The sequence below is a fragment of the Neobacillus sp. SM06 genome, from assembly GCF_050496765.1.
Classification (GTDB): domain Bacteria; phylum Bacillota; class Bacilli; order Bacillales; family Cytobacillaceae; genus JAEVLT01.
The window spans coordinates 182,566-206,185 of the sequence record NZ_JBNWEO010000018.1 but is presented as its reverse complement, the minus strand read 5'-3'; the positions used below and the strand labels follow the sequence as shown (position 1 = coordinate 206,185).

Here is a 23,620-nt window from a genome sequence, read left to right as displayed (position 1 = left end):
TCTGTTACGATTTAAAAATGGGTATCCCTTAATGATCTTGGCTGACCTCAGACAGTTTTTCAATTTTTGTCGGTCTCCAGCCTTGGCCATCCACCCATTGGATGTATACACGGTATTTTTGCTGTTTATCTTTTGATGATACTGTTCCTACAGAACCGTTTGCCGTGCTTTTATCCCTGCCTAAAAACCAGACAGTCATATTGCTTTGGTCAAGACCAGTTGCATAGGAGATCGCTTTTAACATCTCTTGCCAGTCAGTCGAATTAGAGTCATACACGACCGTATGCGCCCCTGTTTGGGAGGTCCCTACCGGCTTCCAATCAGGGTTTTCAATCGTTTGATTTACATTTGGCGAGCTTCCTCCTTGGGTGACAACCGCATTGGTATTATCAGTCCCATTTGAATCAACAGTTGAATTTGCTGCATTGCTGTCCTGATTCGTGCTCGAACTTGCCTCACTCTGATTTTTCGAATTCGAATTACTGTTTTTCTCTTTCTGATTCGTATTTTTCGTTTGAGCAGATTCAACTGCTGTTTTTGGTTCGCTTTTTTTCGAAGCGGTTTTATTGCTTCCCGATGAAAAAATCGAATAGGCAACAACAGCGATCAGTAAGAGAACAATAATGATTAAACTATTTAAGATCCTGTTCGTTTTCTTTCTTTTCGAACGATAGTGCGAACGCGAATTGTCTTGAAAATCGTGATTCAATTTTTTTCCCTCCTAAATTAAAGGATGTCAACATTCTATCATGAGTTGCCGGAAACTTGAAGTGGAATCGCCCAATTCTACCCAGAGCCAGTTAAATCATTCTTGACGGTGATCGAAATCGTACACAATTCGAACCATATCAGCGAAAAGCGAATTTACGCCGCCTTCACGGTCATAAACATCCAAATTAACCGCTACAAGTGCATATTTAGGATCATGATACGGAAAATAGCCTGCAAACCATTTATTGTGAAGCTGTTTCCCCTCTTTGAACTTTCCTGTCTCTGCTGTTCCAGATTTTCCGGCCACCTCATACGGTAAAGTTTGCAGCCATCTGCCTGTCCCCTGTGGGTGGATAACAACCGACCGCAGCAATTTTTGCAGCTTCATCGCTGTATAAGGAGAAATTGCCGCATCTGGCAAGTTTTTTTCGTTAAATTCAAACATTGTGGCGCCATTTTTATACTCAATTTTGGAAACGGCCCGAACCGTTTTGGCTTGACCACCCCTTGCGATTGCTGCCATCATGTTCGCCACCGCTAAAGGGGTCGCCCGGACTTCGCGTTGACCGATTCCTGCCATTGCTACATCGTTTGCGTCTTGTTGATCCGCTTCCGTTAAAAAAACCCGGCCAGTATCTTCATCGCTAAGCTGTTTGAAATCATTGGAATGAAAAACCCTCCCTTGCCAGCCTACTGGACCTGTTAAAGACAATTTTGCTGCATAGTCTTTCAGCACATTGGGTCTATTTTTTGTCAATTCCCATGCAAGCTGGCCAAACGTATTGTTGCAACTCTTGGCAAAGCTATCGGCAAAATTCAGCATCCCGTACCGGTACGTTTCATCTGATTCACCACTAATCTTCTTACTGCAATCAAATTGCCTCTTTGGAGTATCTAAATTTGCATCAATAGCGGCGGCTGCCACAACGGTTTTAAAAACAGAACCGATGATTTGCTGCTTGACCATCGTATTGGTCATGCCAATACCCATATAGGGCGATTTTTGATTGATCTTTGGGCGAGAAGCGAGAGCCAAGATGCTATTGCTTTTAATATCGAGTAAAATGATTCCGCCTTTTTGAATATGGTAACCATCCAGCAGGGCTTCGGCCTGATCTTGAATCGCTTTATCGATTGTCGTGCGTATATTGACAGGGTAATATGGATTAGCCGGATCCGCATAGCGTACAGTTAAACCAAAAAGTGGCGCACCATTCCCATCAACATGGTAGACGAGCTTTGCCTTTCCTTCAGGAAGAAGAAATTCATCAAAACTTTGTTCAAGTCCGGAAACGCCGATCAATGTTTGCGATGATCGCGCTTTATCTGGATAGCGCCTCATGAATTCCTTCTGATTTTCCCCTGTTAGACCGATCAATTGCTGTGCAGCGAAGTCTGCGCGATCCTGTCTTTTGGCAATAGCAAAAACACCGGGGATGTTTAAAGCATTGATTTGCTTCATTTGTGTATCCGTCAGGGTAAATGGGTCCGTCTGGCCAAAAACGAACGGTTTCTTCGCCCTGTTCACTGCATTATCGAGCATTGTACGTGGGATTCCGGAAAGCTGGGCCACTTTTTCGCGATCCCAGTCGGTATTTTTTACAAACGGGAACAGAACAAGAACATAGACTTTTTTCCCGTTCAATAGATTGCCATTTCGGTCCAAAATAAGACCCCTTCCATTATCAACCACAAATTCCTGCGACCGCTGCTTAACACTTTCCTCAATTAAGTTAATCTGGTGTTTCGAGAAAGATTCTGTTGTGAAAAGCTGAATTTGCATTAAGCGAAAACCGAGCAGTAAAAAGCCAAACATGGTGATGAATAGCCAGCCAAGCATTCTTTTTTTCCACATAAAAACACCTCATCAAAAGTTTTGACGAGGCGCCTTGATTTCAAACAGATGTGAACCCATTTGTTTCATTCTATTTAATAGAGACAATCCGGACGCTCATTTCTCCTCCTGGAGTTTGAACGGTCACTTCTTCGCCAACTTTTCTTCCCATCAGGCTTTTGGCAATTGGGGAATCATTGGAAATTTTCCCTTCAAAAGGATCTGCTTCAGCACTGCCAACAATGGTGTACGTTTCTTCTTCGCCATCGGGGAGCTCGATGAAGGTGACGGATCTGCCCAAAGTAACAGTGTCGCTAGCCATTTCATCCTCTTCAATAATTTTCGCATTGCGGATCATATTTTCGAGCGTTGTGATACGCCCCTCAACAAACGCTTGCTCTTCCTTGGCGGAATCATACTCAGAATTTTCGGATAAATCTCCGAAGCTTCTGGCAATTTTGATCCGTTCAACGACTTCTTTCCTTTTTACCGTTTTTAAATACTCAATTTCCTGCTCCAATTTTTCTTTCCCTGCTTGTGTCATTGGAAATACTTTCTCTGTAGCCAAAACCCTTCACTCCTTCTAGTCTTCACAATCCCCCATTAGAATTGTGTATTTACTTATATGTAGTTTTATGTCTTCTAAGACATGAATATATAGCAGCGCGTCCTTTTTGAAAGGGCGCGCAACATTCATTGGTATCATTCAGCTATTTTTTTACTGCTATTGTTTCATAAAAATGATTTTTGTTCAAGAATTGTTTGAATTTTAGTGACCATTAAATCAATCGCAACATGATTGTGACCACCCTCCGGAATGATCAGGTCCGCATAGCGCTTTGTCGGCTCAATAAATTGATTGTGCATCGGCCGAACAACATTCACGTATTGTTCAATCACCGAATCAATCGTCCGGCCGCGCTCTTTGATGTCACGCATCAATCTGCGGATAATCCTTAAATCCGCATCCGTATCGACATACAATTTAATGTCCATTAACTTGCGAAGCCGCTCATCTTCCAGTACGAGAATCCCTTCAAGAATAATCACATCTTTCGGCTCAACGCGAATGACTTTCTGCGAGCGGGTATGCATCGAATAATCGTAAACCGGTTTGTCGATTGGTTCACGCTTTAAAAGTTTTTCGATATGTTCAATCAGCAAATCATTATCAAATGCAAGCGGATGGTCATAATTCGTCTTTAATCTTTCTTCATAAGGAAGATGACTTTGATCCTTATAATAAAAATCTTGTTCAAGCATTAAGATTGAATGCCCTTTAAATTGATCATATATCGCCTTTGTCACACTTGTTTTTCCAGAGCCGGAACCACCCGTTACCCCGATCACAACAGGCTTGCGCATCGAATTAATTCTCCTTTCGCATCATGTTGTTTGGATAAACAGGTTTGTCCAGTTTAAATTGAACAATTTGCAACGGATGTCGTGCAGCATCAAGTTCCTGACCTTTTTCATCCCAAATTTTATCAATTACATGGGTAAAGTTCTCTATTTCCGGACCGAAAAACTCCACTTCATCTCCCGGTCGAAAATGATTCCTTTGCTGTAACGTTACCATTTGCGTTTCCTCATTATAATTTAACACAAGACCGACAAATTCGAAACTGGTCTTTTTGCTATGATTTCCAAACATTTGCTCTTTATACCCTGGCACCCCTTCAAAAAATGCTGGTGCCGTCTCCCGGTTTGCACATTTATCAAGCTCCTTGAGCCATTCCTGCTTGATAACAAAGTTGTCCGGGTCAGCGCAGTAAGCATCAATCACTTTTCGGTACACACGAACAACGGTTGCAATATAGTGGATCGATTTCATCCGTCCTTCAATTTTTAAGCTGTCAATCCCCAGTTCGATCATCTTCGGAATGGATTGAATGAGATTTAGATCCTTCGGGCTCATCGCAAACGGTGCATCATCTTCCGCAAACAACACTTTTTCCGTGTTGCCTTCAAGCTCGTACAAGTCATAATCCCAACGGCATGACTGGCAGCAGCCGCCCCTGTTTGAATCCCTTGCCGTCATATGATTGCTAAGCGTACAGCGTCCAGAATAAGCAATACACATTGCTCCATGAATAAAGGATTCGATTTCAATATCAACCTTTTCCTTCATTTCACGAATTTCTTCAGCACTTGTTTCGCGGGCAAGGACAACGCGCTGCAGCCCTTCTTCCTTCCAGAATTGCACGGCTTTCCAGTTTGACAACGATTGCTGGGTGCTTAGATGGATCTCAATTTCTGGAGCAATGCGGCGGCATGTCTCAATGATCAGTGGATCCGCAACAATAATACCGGCTACTCCCGCCTCTTTTAAACCAAACAGATAGTCCTCAAGTCCGTCAATATTTTCATTATGCGCAAAAATATTTGTCGTTACATAGATTTTTGCACCGTATTTTTTTGCAAACTCCACGCCTTCTTTCATCTCTTCAAACGTAAAGTTGTCGGCGTTTGAGCGAAGCCCATATTCCTGGCCACCAATAAAGACAGCATCTGCTCCATATTGAACAGCGATTTTTAATTTTTCAAGATTTCCTGCCGGTGCAAGGAGTTCCGGTTTTTTCACAATTACGCGCTTTCCGTTAACGACTTCGGAAATCTTATTCTTCACTGCATTCACGGTCAAAAACCTCCTTTTACATTTTCTTCTTATTCAATTCCGCTTCAATCCAAATAATAAAATCAGCTATGAGCTTTAATAAACCGTTTCTTTGAAAAAGAATCCTGTATCGAGCGGGCGGTTTGATGGCTGAATCTCTTCCAAATGCGCGAGCAGCTCGTCTTTTTTATCATCGTACCGATCGGGATCTTCAAAATATAAATCAATGGCCTGCCGGTACGCTTTTGTTACTTCCTGAATATATTCAGAGCTTTTTAGAATGCCGTCAATTTTAAAGGAATCGACTCCGGCTTCAAGCATGTCCTGCAATTCATCGATAATACAGACATCATTTGGGCTCATGATATGCGTCCCATTTTCGTCTTCAAAAATAGGGTATTTATTGCCGCGCTCTTTATCATGCAAAAACATATTTTTCCGGGCTTGGTGATTTTCTATTTTCATTGCTTTTCCCTGGTATTCGAAGTAATTGCCTAACAGCGACCGCTTCGATTGGAACATGCACATCATTCCGTGAACGAGTACTTCGATCTCCACTTCCGCATGTTCCTTTATTTCGACGATCGCATCCATATTGATTTCTCGGGCAAGGACAGCTCTTTTTGCCCCTTTCCGTCCCCAATAATTGCAAGAGTACCAGTTGGTACCGGTTGTTTCCGTGCTCCAGTGAAGCTTCATATTTGGTGCCACTTCTTTTGCGGTCATCAAAACAGCCGGATCACCAAAAATAACCGCATCCGCATTGGCATCCTTTACAAAACGTAGATAATCCTTTAATTCTTCCACCTTTTCATTATGAAAGATCGCATTCATTGCAACATAAACTTTCTTGCCTTTCGAATGAGCAAGGTCAATTGCTTTTTTTACTTCCTCCCGGGAAAATTCGCCGGCAAGGCGCAACCCGTATCGTTGTTCTCCGACCACGAACGCATCTGCTCCTGCTTCAATGAAAGGCAGTATGTCGTTTACGGACATTGGAGTCACTACTAATTCAGGCTTTTTCACTCTCGGTCACCTCTTTTTTTACTAATTGCCACACCATCGCCAACTGGCAAAATTGTCGTAACATAATCCGGATGCTGCATCAGCCAGCGGTTATATTCATCTATTTTCTTGACAAGATTTTTTGTTCGCTTTGACTCGATTTCAGGCTCGCAGACAAGCCCCTTAAACAAAACGTTGTCAGTAATAATCAACCCCTCCGAACGAAGAAATGGTTCATAGAGCTGAAAAAATTTTTTATATTGCCCTTTGGCCGCATCTATGAAAATCACATCATACGGTCCAAAACTTTCCACCTGTTCCGCTGTTTCAAGTGCGTCTCCCTCGATCAGCAGCACCTGGTCCTCTTTTCCAGACCGTTTGAAAAATTGTTTTGCCGTCTCGATCCTCTCTGGATCCCGCTCAATCGTCACCACTTTCGCCGTACTGACCGCAGCAGCTATGCGAAGCGCGGAGTAGCCGATCGCGGTTCCCACTTCGAGAATGGCTTTTGGATTTTGAACCCGTAAAATTTGCAGCATTGCTTCGATACCGGCTAATTCCATGATCGGAACGTTTTGCGCTTTCGCATATTGCTCCATCTCGTCAAGCAGCGGATCCCGCTTCGGAATCAAGCTTTCAATATAAGAATGCAGCTTTTCATTTTGCAAGCTGCCGTCACCTCTATCCTTAAAAAGCATCTTTGGGCAAGAAAAAATAGCGTCCACAGAACGTGCGCATAGTCTGAAATGAAGATGGACTTGCGCAATCTAGGGAGTAAGAGTAAAAGGCTCTCCCTGCAAAACTGTCGGGTACGCTATCGCTTATCCTTTAAAACACTTGAACTATTTTAACATAAATAAAAAGGGAAAGCGAATTTTTCCCCTTTTCATTAGATTATTTTTTGCTGGAAATATACTTTGCTTTTTCTTGATTGTGTTCTGCCAATGTTTTTGTAAAAATAACACTGCCGTCCGGTGCTGCAAGAAAATAGTAATAATCGGTTTTGGCCGGATTTAAGGCTGCTTCAATGGAGATCCTTCCGGCATTTGCAATCGGTCCCGGCGGCAACCCCGGATTTTTGTAGGTGTTGTATGGCGAGTTTACCTTTAAGTCTTCATATAGTACGCGATCCTTATGTTTGCCTTGGGCATAAAGAATGGTCGGATCGGTCTGAAGCGGCATTCCCTTTTGAATTCTGTTGTAAAAAACACTTGCGATTTTTGCTCGATCCGCCTTGCTCGTTGCTTCTTCTTCGATTAAGGAAGCCATCGTCAAAAGCTTATGAACCGAAACCTGTTTTTGCTTGATTTCTTCGGCATACTGAGAAATGACATCATTCGTTTTGTCCAGCATGGCTGTCACAATTTCATCTACCGAAGGAGCTGGTTTATAAAAAGAGTACGTTGCCGGATACAAATAACCTTCAAGTGGATACAGAACTGTCGTGTTTTCGATGTCACTAGTTAATAAATTCGGGTATTTCGCCATAAGTGTTTTAATATAATTTTTATCATTCAGCTGATTGAATACTTCTCCATCCGGCTTTTTAATTGCTTTCGCCATTAAGTGGGCAATTTCTTTTAATTGTTTCCCTTCAGGGATCGTGATTTTAACCATCGGTTTTTCCGTCAGCCTGCCGGATTTCAATCGGCTCACGATTTCGGATACTTTCATTGATGGGCTGAATTGGTATTCTCCAGCCATAAAGCCTGATTCATTTTTCAGTTTTACATAATATTTAAAAATGGTTGCACTTTTGATAATTCCCTTTGATTCAAGAACCTGTCCAATTTTGGTTGCTGATGAACCAATCGGAATCTCGACCATTTTCAGTTCTTTGCTTCCCGGTTTGAGTGGGTTTAAGGCTGATTTTATATAAAGGTACCCACCACCGGCAGCCAATGCTGCTGCAAGAAGGATGCTAAGAGAAATAATCAAGACAATTCGTCTGACAACCCTCGCCTCCATTTGCTGCTCGATTAATTTTTTTTGAATCAGTTCTTTTTTACTCTTTTTCCCGTCGATTGTCATCCCTCTCCCCTCAATAAACAGGGTCGTTCTCTATTGTTCAAAAAAACATCTATTCGATGTGGCTATCGTAATTATTTGAGCACACAGTGCGAAATTTGTCAAATAAACAAAAAAGGGGGGTGCCACTAAAAGTTATCCTTTTAGGACATCCCCTTTGCACGGTTTAGTCTTCGTTTTCTTGTTCGTCGAGAAATGTATTGAGCATTTCTTCGATCATGTCCCATTCTTCATCGGTTTCGATTGGCATCAATTCGCCTTCTTCTCCCTCTTCATTTGGAAGAAAAGCGGAAGCGTGAATTTCGATGTCTTCGTCTTCTTCATCGTCAGCTCCAATTGGGTAATACAGCACATATGATTTGCCGAATTCTTCGGAATCAAATGTGAAAAGAACTTCACACAATTGCTCGTTTCCATGTTCATCTACTACGGTAATATGATTTTCTCCGTGGTTCATTGGTCACCTCATCCATTTTTACTATCAAGATAGCCTTGCAAAATCAGTACAGCAGCCATTTTGTCAATGACCTTCTTCCGTTTCTTCCGGCTGACGTCCGCTTCCAGCAAAACGCGCTCGGCAGCCATCGTTGTAAGACGCTCGTCCCAAAGCACTACAGGCAGGGAAAATCGCCGCTCGATTTCTGCGGCAAATTGCTGGCTTGCCTCCCCTCGGGGGCCAATCGTTCCGTTCATATTTTTCGGCAATCCGATTACAACTCGGCCAACATCATATTCTTTGATGATCGTTTCCATTTCATCAAAACCAAATTCCGATTTTTCCTCATCGATTTTAAGAGTTTTCAGCCCCTGCGCTGTCCACCCAAGTTCATCGCTGAGGGCGATGCCAACCGTCTTCGAGCCGACATCCAGTCCCATAATGCGCATCCGTTAACCCTCTCGCTGCTGTTTTAAATAGGATTTTACCAACTCTTCAATAATTTCATCGCGCTCAAGCTTGCGAATGATCGTTCGTGCATCCCGATGGCGCGGAATGTACGCAGGATCACCTGATAAAAGGTAGCCGACAATTTGATTGATAGGATTGTACCCTTTCTCCTTTAACGCTTCATATACTTGAAACAATACTTCATTCACATCATGTTCAAAAGGCTCTTCGGAAAAATTAAATCGCATCGTTTTGTCAAATGAGCTCATTATTGCACCTCGCCATCTTTTAGAGAAGAGTAGTGTAAACGTTACCTTCATTTTACACTACTTTGCTCTTTTATCAAATGCTCTTTACCCATTCTTCGACAAAGTGCAACGCTTCTTCAAGCTTGTTCGGGTCTTTCCCGCCCGCTTGAGCCATGTCAGGGCGTCCGCCGCCGCCGCCGCCGCACCGGGCTGCCACCTCTTTAACAAGCTTGCCGGCATGATAACCTTTTTCAATCAAATCTTTTGTTACCGCAGCAATAAGATTGACTTTGCCATCGTTCACACTGCCTAAGACAAGAATCGCGGAGCCTAATTTTTGCCGGAGATCATCGGCCATGTTTCTTAAGCCATTCATATCAGCGGCCTGCACTTTGGCAGCTAAAACGGTGACACCATTGACTTCTTTCGCTTTTGAAACGAGGCTGCCTGCCTCAATGTTTCCAAGCTTGGCAGCAAGCGACTCATTTTCGCGCTGTAGCTGCTTCATTTCTGCCATCATGCTGTCAATCCGGCTTACAATTTCCTTTGGACCTGCTTTTAACTTTTCAGCAGCCGCTTTTAACAAGCCGACTTGTTCATTTAAAAGCTGGTATGCAGCTTCCCCTGTAACGGCTTCAATCCGTCTTGTTCCGGCGCCAATCCCGCTTTCGGAAATAATTTTAAACAAACCGATAACAGCTGTGTTCGGAACATGACAGCCGCCGCACAGCTCAAGGCTAAAGTCACCAACGCGGACAACGCGGACAATCTCTCCGTACTTCTCGCCGAATAAAGCCATTGCACCCATTGCCTTTGCTTCCGCTATCGGTCTTAACGATATATCGACCTGTATGTTTTTCCAAATTTGTTCATTGACAATTTTTTCGACCTGCTCAAGTTCTTCCGGCTTTACTTGCCCAAAATGGGAAAAGTCAAAACGCAGGCGATCTGGCTCAACAAGTGAACCCGCTTGATTCACATGCCGGCCAAGAACCTCTTTCAATGCCTCATGAAGCAGATGGGTAGCTGTATGGTTTTTAATAATTTTTGCGCGATTTGCCGCATCAACCTTCGCCAAAACGGAATCATTCGTTCGTAAACGACCTTCCTCAATGATCGCTTTATGAAGATTTTGTCCATTTGGCGCTTTTTGCACATCTTTGATCGCAGCTTTGAACCCATCGCCTTCCAGTGTACCGCGGTCGGCAATCTGGCCACCGCTTTCTGCATAGAATGGCGTGACATCGAGGAGTAGCTGAACTTCTTCCCCTTGAATAGCTTCAGGAGTCAGTTCGCCATTTTTCACGATTGCCAAAACTTTCGCATTCGTTTCGAGTTTCTCATAGCCAATAAATTCGCTTTTCAGTTTGATTTCACCAAGAACGCCGCCTTGAACTTGCATGGAATCGACATCCTGGCGAGCTGCCCGGGCACGCTCGCGCTGAAGCTCCATTTCCGCTTCAAATCCTTCGTGGTCAACCTTCATGCCTTCTTCTTCAGCGTACTCTTCCGTTAATTCAACAGGGAATCCGTACGTATCGTAAAGGCGGAAGACATCCACGCCAGCAATTTGATTGCTGCTGTTTTCCTTTGCCTTATTGATCACTTCGGCTAAAATAGCTAAACCTTCATGCAGCGTTTCATGGAAACGTTCTTCTTCGGTTTTAATTACTTTTTGAATAAAATCGCTCTTCTCTTGAACTTCCGGATAGAAATCATTCATCATTTCGCCGACAACCGGAACGAGTTCATACATAAACGGCCGGTTGATATTGATTTTTTTCGCATACCGAACGGCACGGCGCAGCAAGCGGCGCAGCACGTATCCGCGGCCTTCATTCGACGGCAGGGCACCATCACCAATTGCAAAGGCGACCGTTCGAATATGGTCGGCGATAACTTTAAATGCGACATCTTTTTCGTTTACGACACCATATGTTTCGCCGGAAATTTCTTCGGTTGCCTGAATAATCGGCATGAACAGATCGGTTTCAAAATTGGTTGGCATATTTTGCACAACGGATGCCATCCGTTCGAGACCCATCCCTGTATCAATGTTTTTCTTTGGAAGCGGCGTGTATGTACCATCCGGGTTATGGTTAAATTGTGAGAAAACAAGGTTCCAGACTTCAAGATACCGGTCATTTTCTCCGCCCGGATAAAGCTCCGGATCTTCAGGATCGTTCCCGTATTCCGGGCCGCGATCATAGAAAATTTCAGTATTTGGACCACTTGGGCCTTCCCCAATGTCCCAGAAATTCCCTTCCAGCCGAATGATTCGCTCTTCAGGAATGCCGATTTTTTTATTCCACAATTCAAACGCTTCCCCATCTTCAGGATGAATGGTAACGGAAAGCTTTTCCGGCTCAAAGCCGATCCAGTTTGGATTCGTTAAAAACTCCCATGCCCATTCAATTGCTTCTTCTTTGAAATAATCGCCGATGGAAAAATTGCCGAGCATTTCAAAAAAAGTATGGTGGCGTGCGGTTTTTCCGACATTTTCAATATCATTTGTGCGGATAGATTTTTGCGCGTTCGTTATTCTTGGGTTTTCCGGAATAACCCGGCCGTCAAAGTATTTTTTCAGTGTTGCAACACCACTGTTAATCCACAGCAAGGACGGATCATCATGTGGTACAAGCGAAGCGCTCGGTTCAATGGCATGTCCTTTTTCTTTAAAAAAATCAAGAAACATTCTGCGAATTTGTGATCCCGTTAATTTTTTCATGAATAGACCTCCCTTTGATATCAATAGCTATTTTAGAAAAATAAACACAAAAAAGCCCTCATCCCTTACAGGGACGAGGAGCGAAACTCGCGGTACCACCCTGATTATGGATACAAAAATTCTTTATATCCATCTCTCAAATTCCCCTTAACGCGGGACATCGGCAGGGATTAGCTGCACTCTGGATTAGCGTTCTGTTGATCCTTCATCTAGAGCCTCTTTCAGCCGCGGAAGCTCCTCTCTTCAAGATGGACTATAACATACTTGATCCTTCATCATTTTCCCTTTAATCGATTATAGCCGAATTATAGCTAGATTAGCATCGTTTGTCAATTTATTGTGAAGATGTGGGCTTTATTCGCCCACGAATAAAGTGGTTTTTCGCATGAAAAACCGCAACCCGGAGGACAACGAGCGCCGGTACCGCCAAAATCAAACCAAGCAGTCCGCCAACCTCTCCACCTGCAGTTATTGCAAGCATAATCATCAATGGATGCATCCGCAAACTTTTCCCGACAATGTAGGGTGACAAAATATTCCCTTCGAGAAACTGAATCACAAAAATAATCACAATGGTGATGATCACAAGCTTTGTCGACATGGTTGCTGCAATAATGACTGCTGGAACAGCACCTATAATTGGGCCAAAATACGGGATCAAATCAGTCAGACCAACAATCATGCCAAGCAGGAGTGGATACTTCAAGTGAAATATCCAAAAAAACAGCGCAGATATTCCACCAAGAATCAAACAAACAAGCAACTGGCCTCTAATATAGCTCCCAAGGGATTCATCGACATCCCGCAAAAAGCGAATTCCCTGTTTGCGCCATTTTTTCGGTGTCAAGTACCAAACTGCCCGTTTAATTAAGTGAAAATCCTTTAACATATAAAAGGCAATAAAAGGGATCATCATTAAGACAATTGCCGAATTTAAAAAATTAACTAAAAAACCGATAAACAGCGTTAAAATAGCATCCAACTTTTGTTCAAATGCATTAATCCCATCGTTCATTTTTCCTTGCAATCCATCTGGCCATTCAGCGGTATGCGCTTGAAGCTGCTGAATCCAACTGCGGTACTGTTCGGCAAAAATCGGGGCATTTTCAGAAAGATCTCTCAGCTGCTTAATAAAAGCGGGTATTCCTTTGTACAAAGAAAAACCGATTCCGCCAAAAAAAAGAACATAAATCAAAACTATCGCAAGCCCCCGATGCAGCCCTTTTTCGTGCAATTTTTCCACAATCGGATGCAGCAAATACGTAATGAAGCCGCCAATAAAAAACGGAAGCAGAATAACAGCTGCAACTTTTAAAATCGGCATCCAAACAAAGCGGATTTTGACAAAAAAATAAATAGCTAGCAGCAAAAGAAGTATAAATCCAATCCGGTAATACCACTTTACTTGAATATCCAACACCATTCCTCCTTCCTGTTTAGTTTTCGGGGAAATGGCTGGAATTATGTACAGAGGAATCGGGTTGACAGATAAAAATCCCCCGATTGACGGGGGATTTGCTGAATATCAACTTGTAAAGCGGCGATCCTCTTCCTCAAACAAGTCGTCGAGAGAACTTAACGTTCCATCTTCTTCAACTTGATGGGTGTGGATCAGCCCTTTCGTAACCGACAGTTCAATAAAACAGTTCCAACAATAATATTGGTTGATGCCAATTTTGCCAATATCTTTGCTTTGGCAATTCGGACACTTAAACATGGAAAAGACACCTCACCTAACATTTACATCGACAATGATGGCGTCTTTTCCGATCGCAGGGGGAGCTTCCGCTTCAATCACTTGCTTACCTTCCGTGATCTCTGTAAAGAAGCCATCTGTAACTTCATACCCTACGATTGTGCCCAACTCTTCGGAAAAATATACATCTTTTAACAATCCCAGCGAGTCACCGCTTGTGGAAACCAGCAGCTTTCCTTCCAGGGCATTCTGATGGGAAAAGGTATATTCAGGCAATTCTTTATCCTTCCATTTTTCCAGCTGCTCACCCTGTTCCGTCATAATCCCATCGCTCCCAAAGGAATTCACCTGGTCGATCGGCAGATAAAAATGGTGTTTTAAAAAAACGCCTTTTTTTACAAGCAACCCATTAACGCGGCCGTCTTTGCCAATGCAAAGGTCAACCACTTCGCCAATTTTATCCCCATTTGCTAGCTGAAAAACAGGCAAACCTTTTAATAATGAAAATGTCCGCAAAGAAGATCCCACCTTTCCGAACATTACTAGTGTTCTTCACTCATCATAAAATCATAAGGTGTAACGTTTTCCATTCCAATCATCGGGTCCGTATTCATCAATCGTTCTTCTATCGATACCCTTTGATTTGCATTTTCTGTATGTTTGTTTCGCGCAGGAATCGCGTCCTGCAGCTTTGGGCACAAGGTAGTTTGCCGGTTTTCTTCATCAGCCCGCTCCACGCCGATTCTTAGTGCGTCTTCTTCACCGCATAAAATCAAAAATTGCTTACTTCTAGTAATGGCGGTGTATATCAGCTTTCTTCTTAGCATTCGATAATACCCGCGGGAGATAGGCATTATCACGATCGGAAACTCGCTTCCCTGTGATTTGTGAACAGAGCAGCAATAGGCATGAGTAATTTGATTTAAATCTTGCCGTGTATAAGTAACTTCATTTCCCTCAAAGGAGATCACCACCATATCTTGTTTTTCAGTATTTTCTTTCGCATAAAAAATCGAAACAATCTCGCCAATATCCCCATTAAAGACATTGCTCTCCGGCTGGTTTACAAGTTGAAGAACTTTGTCGCCAATCCGATAGTTCACCTCGCCAAAAGAAATTTCTTTTCTTGCCCCGTCCGGATTCGGGTTGAAGATTTCCTGCAGCAGGAAGTTTAAGCGGTCAATTCCGGCAGGTCCCCGGTAAATCGGCGCCAGCACTTGAATGTCTTTGGCTGAGTATCCCTTCTTTTTGGCATTTAGTACAACCTTTTCCACTACTTCGGCAAGCTGGTTTGAATGGCATTTAATAAACGAACGATCTTGCTGCTGTTTCGCAATATTATCCGGCAGTATTCCATTTTTAATATCATGGGCAAGCTCAATTATGGAGGATCCTTCTGCCTGCCGGTAAATATCGGTAAGGCTGACGGTCGGAACCCGTTTGGAGCTTAACAAGTCCCTTAATACTTGACCAGGCCCGACAGATGGCAGCTGATCTTCATCTCCAACGAGTATGACTTGAATCGTTTCCGGCAAGGCCTTAAACAACTGATTGGCAAGCCAAATATCAACCATTGAAGTTTCATCAACAATCAGCAATTTTCCGTCAAGTGGGCTTGCCTCATCGTGTTCAAACCCTTCTGTTCCGTTAAAGCCGAGCAGGCGGTGAATCGTAACCGCTGGCAGTCCGGTAGACTCGCTCATTCGCTTTGCGGCTCTTCCGGTTGGAGCGCAAAGGATGAACGGAAACGTTTCATCCTTTTTATGATAATCTTTCGGGTCAAGCGAACAGCCATGCAATTCGCTATAAAGCTCGACAATCCCTTTGATGACCGTCGTTTTCCCTGTACCGGGACCGCCTGTTAAAATCATCATTGGCGACATCAATGCCGTTTGTATCGCTTCTTTTTGGGTCGGTCCGTATTGTACACCTAAGCGTTCTTCCAATCCGCCCAACGCGAGCAAAAACTCCGATTCTGGAAATTGATTTTCGTATTCAGTTTGTTCAAGAATCCTTTTAATACTTGTTACAAGGCCTTTTTCGGCAAAATAGAGTGAAGGCAAATAAAGGCGTTTTTCCTCAATGATCAATTTGCCTTCTTCATCCAGCTTAATGATCTCATTTGAAATGGACGTAAATTCAATTTCATCGCGCTCGTTTTCTTCCAACAAGTTCTTTACTTTTTTTAACAAATCCTCAGCTTGCATAAATACATGGCCATTTTGCATGCTCTCGTTTTCAAGGGTATACAGACAAGCAGCCCTGATTCGATCCGGGTGGCTTCCGGAAATGCCTAGCTGAAAACCAAGCTCATCGGCTCGTCCAAAGCCGATTCCTTCAATATCCTCAACCAGCTTGTAAGGGTTTTTTTGGATGATATCAAGCGTTTCTTCTTTGTAGCATTGATAGATCCGCATCGACAGCTGCGGACCAAATCCGTATTGGTTCAAAGCCACCATTACTTGTTCAAGTCCTTGATACTGCATCAGAGTATCATAGAGCAACTTTGCTTTTTCAGGAGAAAGTTTCGGGACGGCGTCCAGCAGTGATGGTTGATTCAAAATTTTTGAAATCGCGTTTTCTCCAAGGGTATTAACAATATTTTCAGCCGTCTTTTTTCCAATCCCTTTAAACATTTCACTTGATAAATAATTGACAATTCCCTGCTTTGTCTGGGGGATATCTTTTCGGAAATGACTGGCCTGAAACTGCAATCCAAATTTTGGATGGTCTTTAAATTCACCGTAAAAAATATACGTTTCCTGTTCGTGAATTTTCGGAAAATAACCAGTAATCACCGCTTCTTTGTCCGCATATTGATCATTTGTCTCTTCTACTCGAATCCGTAGGACAGAGTAGAAATTTTGATCATTGCGAAAAATGGTCACCAGATGCTTTCCTTTGATAAATTTCCCTTCCTCTGAGAACAAATCCAATGAATGCTGCTCCTCCACTTGCCTTCCTCCTTTCTCCATCATTTTCTGAACAATTAACCGCCTTGTTCCATCAGTTTTTTTGCATAGCCTGCAAGGGTATGGTCCGGCTGAACATGAAGCGCCTTCGTAAACAGTTCGAGCGCTTTTGCCGGCTCTTCTTTAAAACCCCAGGCAACCCCCAAATTGTAATAGGCATCAGCATGGTTTGGGTCCTTTTCAAGACATTTTTCAAACTGGACAATCGCTTCGTCAATCAGGTTCTGCTGGGCAAGGCATAAGCCATATTGGAAACGCGCCTCAGCATCCTCGCCATTTAATTCAACGCTTCTCTGCAAATAGGGCAAAGCAAAACGAATTTGCTCTAACTGGATAAGCGCCATTCCGAGCATGAAAAAATTGTCGGCTGTTTCCAGTCCTTTTTTCATAGCGGTTTCAAACAGGCTCTTTGCCTCAGCAAATTTTTCATCGCTGTAGTACAGATTTCCAAGGCTATAATAAGCAGCTGCCGCATTCTCATCAAGCGCAATCGCTTTTTGATAAAATTTCTCGGCTTTTTCACTATCATGAACAGCTGCAAGGACATTCCCAAAATTAATAAAACCAATTGGATCATGCGGGTTTTCAGCAATTGCATCATTGAAAGCCTTTGCCGCTTCCTCCCATTTTCCTTCCTGCATATAGCGAACACCTAATTGGTTTTTATCCATCGATTTTCAACTCCCTAATTTGAAGTATAACACACTTCCCCAACGACCTGTTTTCTCACATAACAAAAACCCCGGTCTTGAAGAAGATCGGGGAGGTTTTGTTAGCCGACGTATGTGAGGCGTTTACCGTTTTTAAATACTTGGTCAATTGTTCCGCCGCCAAGGCATTCTTCACCATTGTAGAAGACGGCTGCCTGACCGGGGGTAACCGCGCGGATCGGCTCCTGGAAGCGGACTTCTGCCTGGTAATTTGGAAGCAGCCGAACCGTCACCTTATGGTCTTCCTGGCGGTAACGAAACTTGGCGGTACACTCAAACACATCTGGCTTTGGCCGATCGGAAACCCAACTGACTTTATCGACAAGAATGGAATCCGAATAAAGCTTTTCATGATGAAAGCCTTGGCCTACATAGAGAACATTTCGCTCCAAATCTTTGCCGATGGCAAACCATGGTTCGCCCGAGCCGCCGATACCCAGACCGTGCCTTTGACCAATGGTATAGTACATCAAACCATCATGTTTTCCCTTTATTTCGCCGTTAAAAGTCTCCATATTCCCCGGTTTGGCCGGGAGATATTGGCTCAAAAACTCCTTGAAATTCCGCTCACCGATAAAGCAGATTCCGGTGCTGTCCTTTTTGGTTGCTGTCGCCAGATTCGCTTCTTTCGCCATTTCACGTACTCGCGATTTTTCAAGGCTGCCAATCGGAAACAACACCTTGCTTAGCTGGTGCTGTGTCAGCTGATTCAGGAAATACGTTTGATCCTTGTTTTCGTCACGGCCACGGAGCATTTTATACTCTCCATCCTGATAGACAACTTGTGCATAATGGCCTGTTGCCACATAATCCGCTCCAAGATTAACCGCATGCTCAAGGAAGGCTTTGAATTTAATTTCTTTATTGCACATAACATCGGGATTCGGGGTTCTTCCCGCCTGATATTCTTCAAGAAAATAAGTAAACACCTTGTCCCAATATTGTTTTTCAAAGTTTACTGCATAATAAGGGATGCCGATTTGATTGCAGACACGGATAACGTCATTGTAATCTTCAGTGGCTGTACAGACACCATTTTCGTCTGTATCATCCCAATTCTTCATAAAAATGCCGATGACATCATAACCTTGCTCTTTCAATAGCCAAGCGGCTACAGACGAATCTACGCCGCCAGACATCCCGATCACCACTCTTGTATCTTTTGGTTCTTTGTTTTCCAAACTGTTCACCTCAACTTTCTGTTCCTCCTGCTGCATTTATCCTGCATTCACGGGCAGGATGTCCCCCATTGATTGAAGTTTCACTTTATCTGTTGCTTAAACGCTTGGCAATTCGCGCTGTTTGGCGCGCTGCCTTTCTGACCTCATCCTCCGTCGTTGTCAGTCCAAAGCTAAAGCGAATCGAATTGGTCAGGCGGTCGGAGTTTTTCCCAAACATTGCCACAAGAACATGTGATGGCTCAATCGAACCTGCCGTACAGGCGGAACCACTTGAAACAGCAATGCCTGCCAAATCTAGGTTTACAAGCATCGCCTCTACATTTGTTCCAGGAAAGCTTAAGTTTAATACATGGGGCAGTGAATTTTCAAGCGAACCGTTTAGGGAAAAGTCAGCTTGCTCTTTTTCGAGTTCATCAAGAAGAATTTGTTTAAAACGGCTGAAGTTCTGCCGTTTTTCCGCCTTTGCCGCTTGTGCGATTTGCACCGCTTCGCGAAATGCAACAATGGAAGGGACATTTTCTGTTCCAGCACGCCGTTTTCTTTCTTGCTCACCGCCAAATGAACGCGGCATGAGTTTTATTTCCCCTCGGCAATAAAGAAACCCGATCCCTTTTGGGCCATTGATTTTATGGGCGGATACAGATAGAAGATCAATATTGCCTTCATTTACATCAATCGATTCCATTCCATAGGCCTGCACGGCGTCCGTATGGAAAATAGCCTGATGGTCTTTTAAAAGCTTTCCAATCTCATAAATTGGCTGCAAGGTGCCCACTTCGTTGTTTCCATACATTATCGAGACAAGAATCGTATCATCCCTTAACGCCTTTTTCAATTCATCGAGAATCAATTTTCCTGTTTCATCGACAGGTACATATGTTACGTCAAAACCCATTTTCTCCAATTTTTCACAAGCGTGAAGAACCGCATGGTGTTCGATTTTGGATGTGATGATGTGCCGGCCTGCCTGTTGATAGCTTTCTGCCACACCAAAAAGAGCCATATTATCCGCTTCAGTGCCGCCGCTTGTAAAAATAATTTCGTTTTCCTTTGCGCCGATGCTTTTTGCCATCGTTTCCCGGGACAAATCGATCAAGTGTCTTGCTTCTCTGCCGAACGAATGAATACTTGATGGATTTCCAAAATGAGAATTCATGATTTCAAGCATTTTTTCGGAAACCTGTGGGTGCATCGGTGAGGTAGCAGCATGATCAAGGTAAATTCTTTCCATTTTTACACCTTCAAACATTTAAATATAAAACATATAGCCTTCTGTTTGTTCATCTTCTGAGTGATTGGCCAAATCTTCCAGTGTCGTTGTATCAAGGACACCTTTTATCGCATCACGAATCCGAATCCATAATTCCCTCTTTGCCGGTTCTTCATCTTCGATTCCTTCCACAGGCGTAATCGGTCCTTCAAGAATGCGAATAACATCCCCTGCCGTAATTTGGGATGGAAGTTTGCTAAGGATATAGCCGCCATAAGCACCGCGAATGCTTTTTACTAAACCTGCATTCCGAAGCGGCGATATCAATTGTTCCAAATAATGCTCGGACAAATCATTTGCTTGGGCAATTGCCTTTAATGAAAGCGGCCCCTCTCCATAATTTTTTGCAAGTTCAATCATAATTGTCAGGCCGTAACGACCTTTTGTAGAAATTTTCACTTTATAACACCTCTATTTATTTGATCAGAAGAAACAATTTGGTTTTCTGTCTGCTTTGTGCTTGCTTTCTTCAACAGCCTGCTCGCCATTCGATCGCACTGAGGCAGGGCAATGCCGGCCATCGGGCCAATTGTCAACCCGAACAAAATTGTCCCCCAGTTAGCAGGTCCGCCTAATTTCCAGCCAATCAATAAGACAACAATTTCAATGGCTGCCCGAACATTGCGCACTTTCCAGCCGGTTTTATTTGTCAGTGCCAGCATAAGACTGTCGCGCGGCCCGGCGCCCAAACTAGCGGAAATATAAATTCCCATTCCATATGCATTTAACAAGATTCCCATTAAAAACATCGCCATTTTTCCGGCAAAAGATTCAGGCGTGACCATAAATGGTAGCATCATATAAAGATCAATAAAAATTCCGACTGTCAGCATATTCAAAAAAGCACCGATATGAGGAATTTCTTTTGAAATGACCGCTGCCGCCCCCAATATCACAAACCCGACCAAAATTGACCAGCTTCCGATTGTTAATCCCAAGTGATCATACAAACCAACATGGAAAACATCCCACGGCGTCGCTCCCAATCTGCTTTTAATTAGAAAAACAATACCGAGCGCCATTATCAGCAAACCAATAAAATAAATCGCAAATCGGTATGCCAACTGGCCTTTTCGTTTTTCAAGCATTTACCCTCACCCGTTCGTTCATTCAATGGACCTTTACAATTTTACCAAAAACCAAAGTAATTTGATATGCTTAGAAATTATATCACATTCCACAATTGTATGCTTTTTACTGATTCAATGGTATGCTATTTTTTGCATATAGAAAACTCTCCGATTGGCGAAGACAGAGGAGAATTTCCCTTATGCGTTCAGAATTTATCGATATACATTCTAATTAGCGAAATAAACGGAGAGATCGAAACATGCCACAAAAACCACTAGCATTTCGAATGCGTCCAAGAACAATTGAAGAAATTGTCGGTCAAAAGCATCTTGTTGGCGAAGGAAAAATGATCGCCCGGATGGTGAAAGCCCGCCAGCTTACGTCCATGATTCTATACGGACCGCCTGGAATCGGAAAAACATCAATTGCCAGTGCCATTGCCGGAAGCACCGACTTCGCCTTTCGAACCTTAAATGCAGTAACCAATAATAAAAAAGATATGGAAGTGGTCGCTGCAGAAGCAAAAATGTCGGGAAAGGTTATTTTACTTCTTGATGAAGTTCATCGGTTGGATAAAGCAAAACAGGATTTCCTTTTGCCTTATCTGGAAAACGGAATGATTACATTAATTGGAGCGACAACAAGCAATCCGTATCACGCCATTAATCCGGCGATCCGCAGCCGCTGCCAAATTTTTGAGCTAAAGCCGCCTGCCCCAGATGAAATAAAAACAGCCTTGTTGCGTGCCATAAAAGATGAGGAGCGGGGATTGGGCAAATTAGCTGTCGAGCTTGAAGAAGAGGCGTTGAATCATTTTGCAGAAGGGGCGAACGGTGATGTAAGAAGTTCGTTGAATGCCCTTGAACTTGCGGTCCTTTCAACAGAACCTGATGAAGACGGCATCATTCGGATCGATCTGAAAACAGCTGAAGAATGCCTGCAGAAAAAAAGCTTTGCACATGATAAAGATGGCGACGGGCATTATGATGTTTTATCCGCGTTTCAGAAATCGATTCGCGGCAGTGACGCAGATGCCGCCTTGCATTATCTTGGCAGATTGATTGAAGCTGGAGACTTGGTCAGTATCAGCCGGCGTCTGCTCGTTATGGCCTATGAGGACATTGGTCTCGCCAGTCCCCAGGCCGGACCAAGAACACTGGCTGCAATTGAATCGGCGGAACGCCTCGGCTTCCCGGAGGCACGGATTCCTTTAGCAAACGCAGTCATTGAGCTTTGCCTTTCGCCTAAATCAAATTCCGCGATTATGGCCATCGATTCCGCTCTTGCCGATATTCAAAAAGGAGCAATCGGCGAAGTTCCCGACCATTTAAAGGATGCCCATTATAAAGGGGCAAAAGAGCTTGGCAGAGGAATCGGCTACCTATATCCGCACAATTACGAAACTGGCTGGGTTCCGCAAGCATACTTGCCGGATCGCTTACAAAACAAACAATACTATCAACCAAAGCGTACAGGCAAATTCGAACAGGCTCTTGCTTCTGTCTATGAAAAGTTGAAGAAAAAATAAGTGCCAATGCACAAATTTATAGCATGGACAGCAAAAATCTCCAATGATTATTGGAGATTTAATCTTTTACCCGGGTAATTTTGATATCCTTCAGCAATTGGTTGACCACATGGCTTGCCATAATCAAACCTGCAACGGACGGAACAAATGCATTGGATGAAGGCGGCATTTGTGCCTTGCGAATCTCCGCCTTTTCATTCCCGACTATTTTTTTTACATCTTCTCGGATCACAATTGGACTTTCATCTGAAAAAACAACCGGAATTCCTTTCTGAATCCCTTCCTTGCGTAATTTTGTACGGATGACTTTTGCAATTGGGTCTGTATGCGTCTTTGAAATATCGGCAATTTGAAATCGGGTCGGATCCGTTTTATTCGCTGCTCCCATACTTGAAATAATCGGAATATTGCGTTTTAAACATTCCTTCATCAAATGAATCTTATAAACAATTGTATCAGAGGCATCGACAACAAAATCCAAGCCATAGGAAAAAATTTGCTCATACGTCTCTTCGGTATAAAACATTTTTAATGCAATGACTTCGCATTCCGGGTTGATGTCAGCAATGCGCGCTTTCATCAGATCAGCTTTTGGCTGGCCCACAGTCGATAACAATGCAATTAGCTGGCGATTGACGTTTGTAATATCGACGTCATCCTTATCAATTAAGATGAGGCGGCCAACGCCGGAACGAGCCAGTGCTTCAGCTGCAAATGAACCCACCCCGCCAATTCCGAGAACGGCAACCGTACTGTTTTTTAAAATATCAAGTCCTTCCTTACCAATCGCTAACTCGTTTCGCGAAAATTGATGTAGCATTTCAATCACTCCAAAATGTTCTCATTTTTTAATATGAAGTAAATCCATAGGGATTATTATAGTAGAATCAAAAAAAAAACTCCATAGCAGGAGAGTTTTACAGACAAAATAAGAGAGTCCCAATCGTGCCGTTGCTTTGCTTCCTTTGTTTTGATCCCGCGCTCAGCAGGTGGGTGTCCTGTTTCCACTCTTGCAAGTCCCCATTCCGAAAAGCGGGGCATTTGTGCAAATGAAAAACTCCAGACTCCCGAAGAAAAAATGTTCGGTCAAAACTTCAGGTTATCCAACGTACACTTCAGGACTCTCTCTAATTGC

General features: G+C 43.3%; 23 protein-coding genes and 1 other RNA gene. 1 reads left to right on the top strand and 23 read right to left on the bottom strand.

The window, feature by feature from the left end:
* Positions 1 to 28 precede the first annotated feature (28 nt).
* The 21 genes from ACQYAD_RS16105 to ACQYAD_RS16005 form a co-directional block, all read right to left on the bottom strand.
* Positions 29 to 709, bottom strand: coding sequence for a YrrS family protein (locus tag ACQYAD_RS16105; RefSeq protein ID WP_430239721.1), 681 nt, complete (start codon positions 707 to 709; stop codon positions 29 to 31).
* A gap of 96 nt (positions 710 to 805) precedes the next feature.
* A complete protein-coding gene (locus tag ACQYAD_RS16100) occupies positions 806 to 2,566 on the bottom strand; it encodes a peptidoglycan D,D-transpeptidase FtsI family protein (protein WP_430239720.1) in 1,761 nt (586 codons plus the stop codon).
* A 70-nt stretch (positions 2,567 to 2,636) separates the two neighbouring features.
* Positions 2,637 to 3,113, bottom strand: coding sequence for a transcription elongation factor GreA (gene greA / locus ACQYAD_RS16095; protein WP_430239718.1), 477 nt, complete (start codon positions 3,111 to 3,113; stop codon positions 2,637 to 2,639).
* Between the two features lie 164 nt (positions 3,114 to 3,277).
* Positions 3,278 to 3,910: a uridine kinase gene (gene udk, locus ACQYAD_RS16090; protein WP_430239717.1), complete on the bottom strand. Its 633-nt coding sequence runs from the start codon at positions 3,908 to 3,910 to the stop codon at positions 3,278 to 3,280.
* Between the two features lie 4 nt (positions 3,911 to 3,914).
* The gene (locus tag ACQYAD_RS16085; protein WP_430239716.1) at positions 3,915 to 5,183 is read right to left on the bottom strand and encodes a peptidase U32 family protein; all 1,269 of its coding nucleotides are present in this window, start codon (positions 5,181 to 5,183) and stop codon (positions 3,915 to 3,917) included.
* 75 nt (positions 5,184 to 5,258) lie between these two features.
* The gene (locus ACQYAD_RS16080) at positions 5,259 to 6,188 is read right to left on the bottom strand and encodes a peptidase U32 family protein (RefSeq protein WP_430239715.1); all 930 of its coding nucleotides are present in this window, start codon (positions 6,186 to 6,188) and stop codon (positions 5,259 to 5,261) included.
* Positions 6,185 to 6,835: an O-methyltransferase gene (locus ACQYAD_RS16075; RefSeq protein ID WP_430239714.1), complete on the bottom strand. Its 651-nt coding sequence runs from the start codon at positions 6,833 to 6,835 to the stop codon at positions 6,185 to 6,187. The genes ACQYAD_RS16080 and ACQYAD_RS16075 overlap by 4 nt, the downstream gene beginning before the upstream one ends.
* 226 nt (positions 6,836 to 7,061) lie before the next feature.
* Positions 7,062 to 8,198: an endolytic transglycosylase MltG gene (mltG, locus tag ACQYAD_RS16070; RefSeq protein ID WP_430239711.1), complete on the bottom strand. Its 1,137-nt coding sequence runs from the start codon at positions 8,196 to 8,198 to the stop codon at positions 7,062 to 7,064.
* A 163-nt stretch (positions 8,199 to 8,361) separates the two neighbouring features.
* Positions 8,362 to 8,652: a DUF1292 domain-containing protein gene (locus tag ACQYAD_RS16065; protein ID WP_430239709.1), complete on the bottom strand. Its 291-nt coding sequence runs from the start codon at positions 8,650 to 8,652 to the stop codon at positions 8,362 to 8,364.
* 8 nt (positions 8,653 to 8,660) lie between these two features.
* A complete protein-coding gene (gene ruvX, locus ACQYAD_RS16060; RefSeq protein ID WP_430239708.1) occupies positions 8,661 to 9,080 on the bottom strand; it encodes a Holliday junction resolvase RuvX in 420 nt (139 codons plus the stop codon).
* 3 nt (positions 9,081 to 9,083) lie between these two features.
* On the bottom strand, positions 9,084 to 9,350 hold the full coding sequence (locus ACQYAD_RS16055; RefSeq protein ID WP_430239707.1) for an IreB family regulatory phosphoprotein: 267 nt from the start codon (positions 9,348 to 9,350) through the stop codon (positions 9,084 to 9,086).
* A gap of 73 nt (positions 9,351 to 9,423) precedes the next feature.
* Positions 9,424 to 12,057, bottom strand: coding sequence for an alanine--tRNA ligase (gene alaS / locus ACQYAD_RS16050; protein ID WP_430239705.1), 2,634 nt, complete (start codon positions 12,055 to 12,057; stop codon positions 9,424 to 9,426).
* Between the two features lie 334 nt (positions 12,058 to 12,391).
* Complete coding sequence (locus ACQYAD_RS16045) at positions 12,392 to 13,474, bottom strand: AI-2E family transporter (protein WP_430239702.1); 1,083 nt, start codon at positions 13,472 to 13,474, stop codon at positions 12,392 to 12,394.
* Positions 13,475 to 13,582: 108 nt separating this feature from the next.
* A complete protein-coding gene (locus ACQYAD_RS16040; protein ID WP_430239700.1) occupies positions 13,583 to 13,774 on the bottom strand; it encodes a hypothetical protein in 192 nt (63 codons plus the stop codon).
* A gap of 12 nt (positions 13,775 to 13,786) precedes the next feature.
* Positions 13,787 to 14,269: a PRC-barrel domain-containing protein gene (locus ACQYAD_RS16035; protein ID WP_430239697.1), complete on the bottom strand. Its 483-nt coding sequence runs from the start codon at positions 14,267 to 14,269 to the stop codon at positions 13,787 to 13,789.
* Positions 14,270 to 14,295: 26 nt separating this feature from the next.
* A complete protein-coding gene (gene recD2 / locus ACQYAD_RS16030; RefSeq protein WP_430239694.1) occupies positions 14,296 to 16,707 on the bottom strand; it encodes an SF1B family DNA helicase RecD2 in 2,412 nt (803 codons plus the stop codon).
* A gap of 35 nt (positions 16,708 to 16,742) precedes the next feature.
* Positions 16,743 to 17,396 (bottom strand): tetratricopeptide repeat protein, encoded by a 654-nt coding sequence (locus ACQYAD_RS16025; protein WP_430239691.1) that lies wholly within the window; start codon positions 17,394 to 17,396, stop codon positions 16,743 to 16,745.
* Between the two features lie 101 nt (positions 17,397 to 17,497).
* Positions 17,498 to 18,652 carry a tRNA 2-thiouridine(34) synthase MnmA gene (gene mnmA, locus ACQYAD_RS16020; protein ID WP_430239688.1) on the bottom strand — a complete coding sequence of 385 codons (1,155 nt, stop codon included), beginning with the start codon at positions 18,650 to 18,652 and terminating at the stop codon, positions 17,498 to 17,500.
* A gap of 49 nt (positions 18,653 to 18,701) precedes the next feature.
* Positions 18,702 to 19,847, bottom strand: coding sequence for a cysteine desulfurase family protein (locus tag ACQYAD_RS16015; protein ID WP_430239685.1), 1,146 nt, complete (start codon positions 19,845 to 19,847; stop codon positions 18,702 to 18,704).
* 18 nt (positions 19,848 to 19,865) lie between these two features.
* Complete coding sequence (gene cymR, locus ACQYAD_RS16010; RefSeq protein ID WP_430239684.1) at positions 19,866 to 20,285, bottom strand: cysteine metabolism transcriptional regulator CymR; 420 nt, start codon at positions 20,283 to 20,285, stop codon at positions 19,866 to 19,868.
* The gene (locus tag ACQYAD_RS16005) at positions 20,282 to 20,974 is read right to left on the bottom strand and encodes a YczE/YyaS/YitT family protein (protein WP_430239683.1); all 693 of its coding nucleotides are present in this window, start codon (positions 20,972 to 20,974) and stop codon (positions 20,282 to 20,284) included. The genes cymR and ACQYAD_RS16005 overlap by 4 nt, the downstream gene beginning before the upstream one ends.
* 242 nt (positions 20,975 to 21,216) lie before the next feature.
* Here ACQYAD_RS16005 and ACQYAD_RS16000 point away from each other — a divergent pair, with 242 nt between their 5' ends.
* On the top strand, positions 21,217 to 22,485 hold the full coding sequence (locus ACQYAD_RS16000; RefSeq protein WP_430239682.1) for a replication-associated recombination protein A: 1,269 nt from the start codon (positions 21,217 to 21,219) through the stop codon (positions 22,483 to 22,485).
* A gap of 58 nt (positions 22,486 to 22,543) precedes the next feature.
* Here ACQYAD_RS16000 and ACQYAD_RS15995 read toward each other — a convergent pair whose 3' ends face one another.
* Together ACQYAD_RS15995 and ssrS are read right to left on the bottom strand one after the other, a co-directional pair.
* Positions 22,544 to 23,305 (bottom strand): tRNA threonylcarbamoyladenosine dehydratase, encoded by a 762-nt coding sequence (locus ACQYAD_RS15995; protein ID WP_430239681.1) that lies wholly within the window; start codon positions 23,303 to 23,305, stop codon positions 22,544 to 22,546.
* 112 nt (positions 23,306 to 23,417) lie between these two features.
* Positions 23,418 to 23,610, bottom strand: a non-coding RNA gene (gene ssrS / locus ACQYAD_RS15990) — 6S RNA.
* Positions 23,611 to 23,620: the final 10 nt, after the last annotated feature.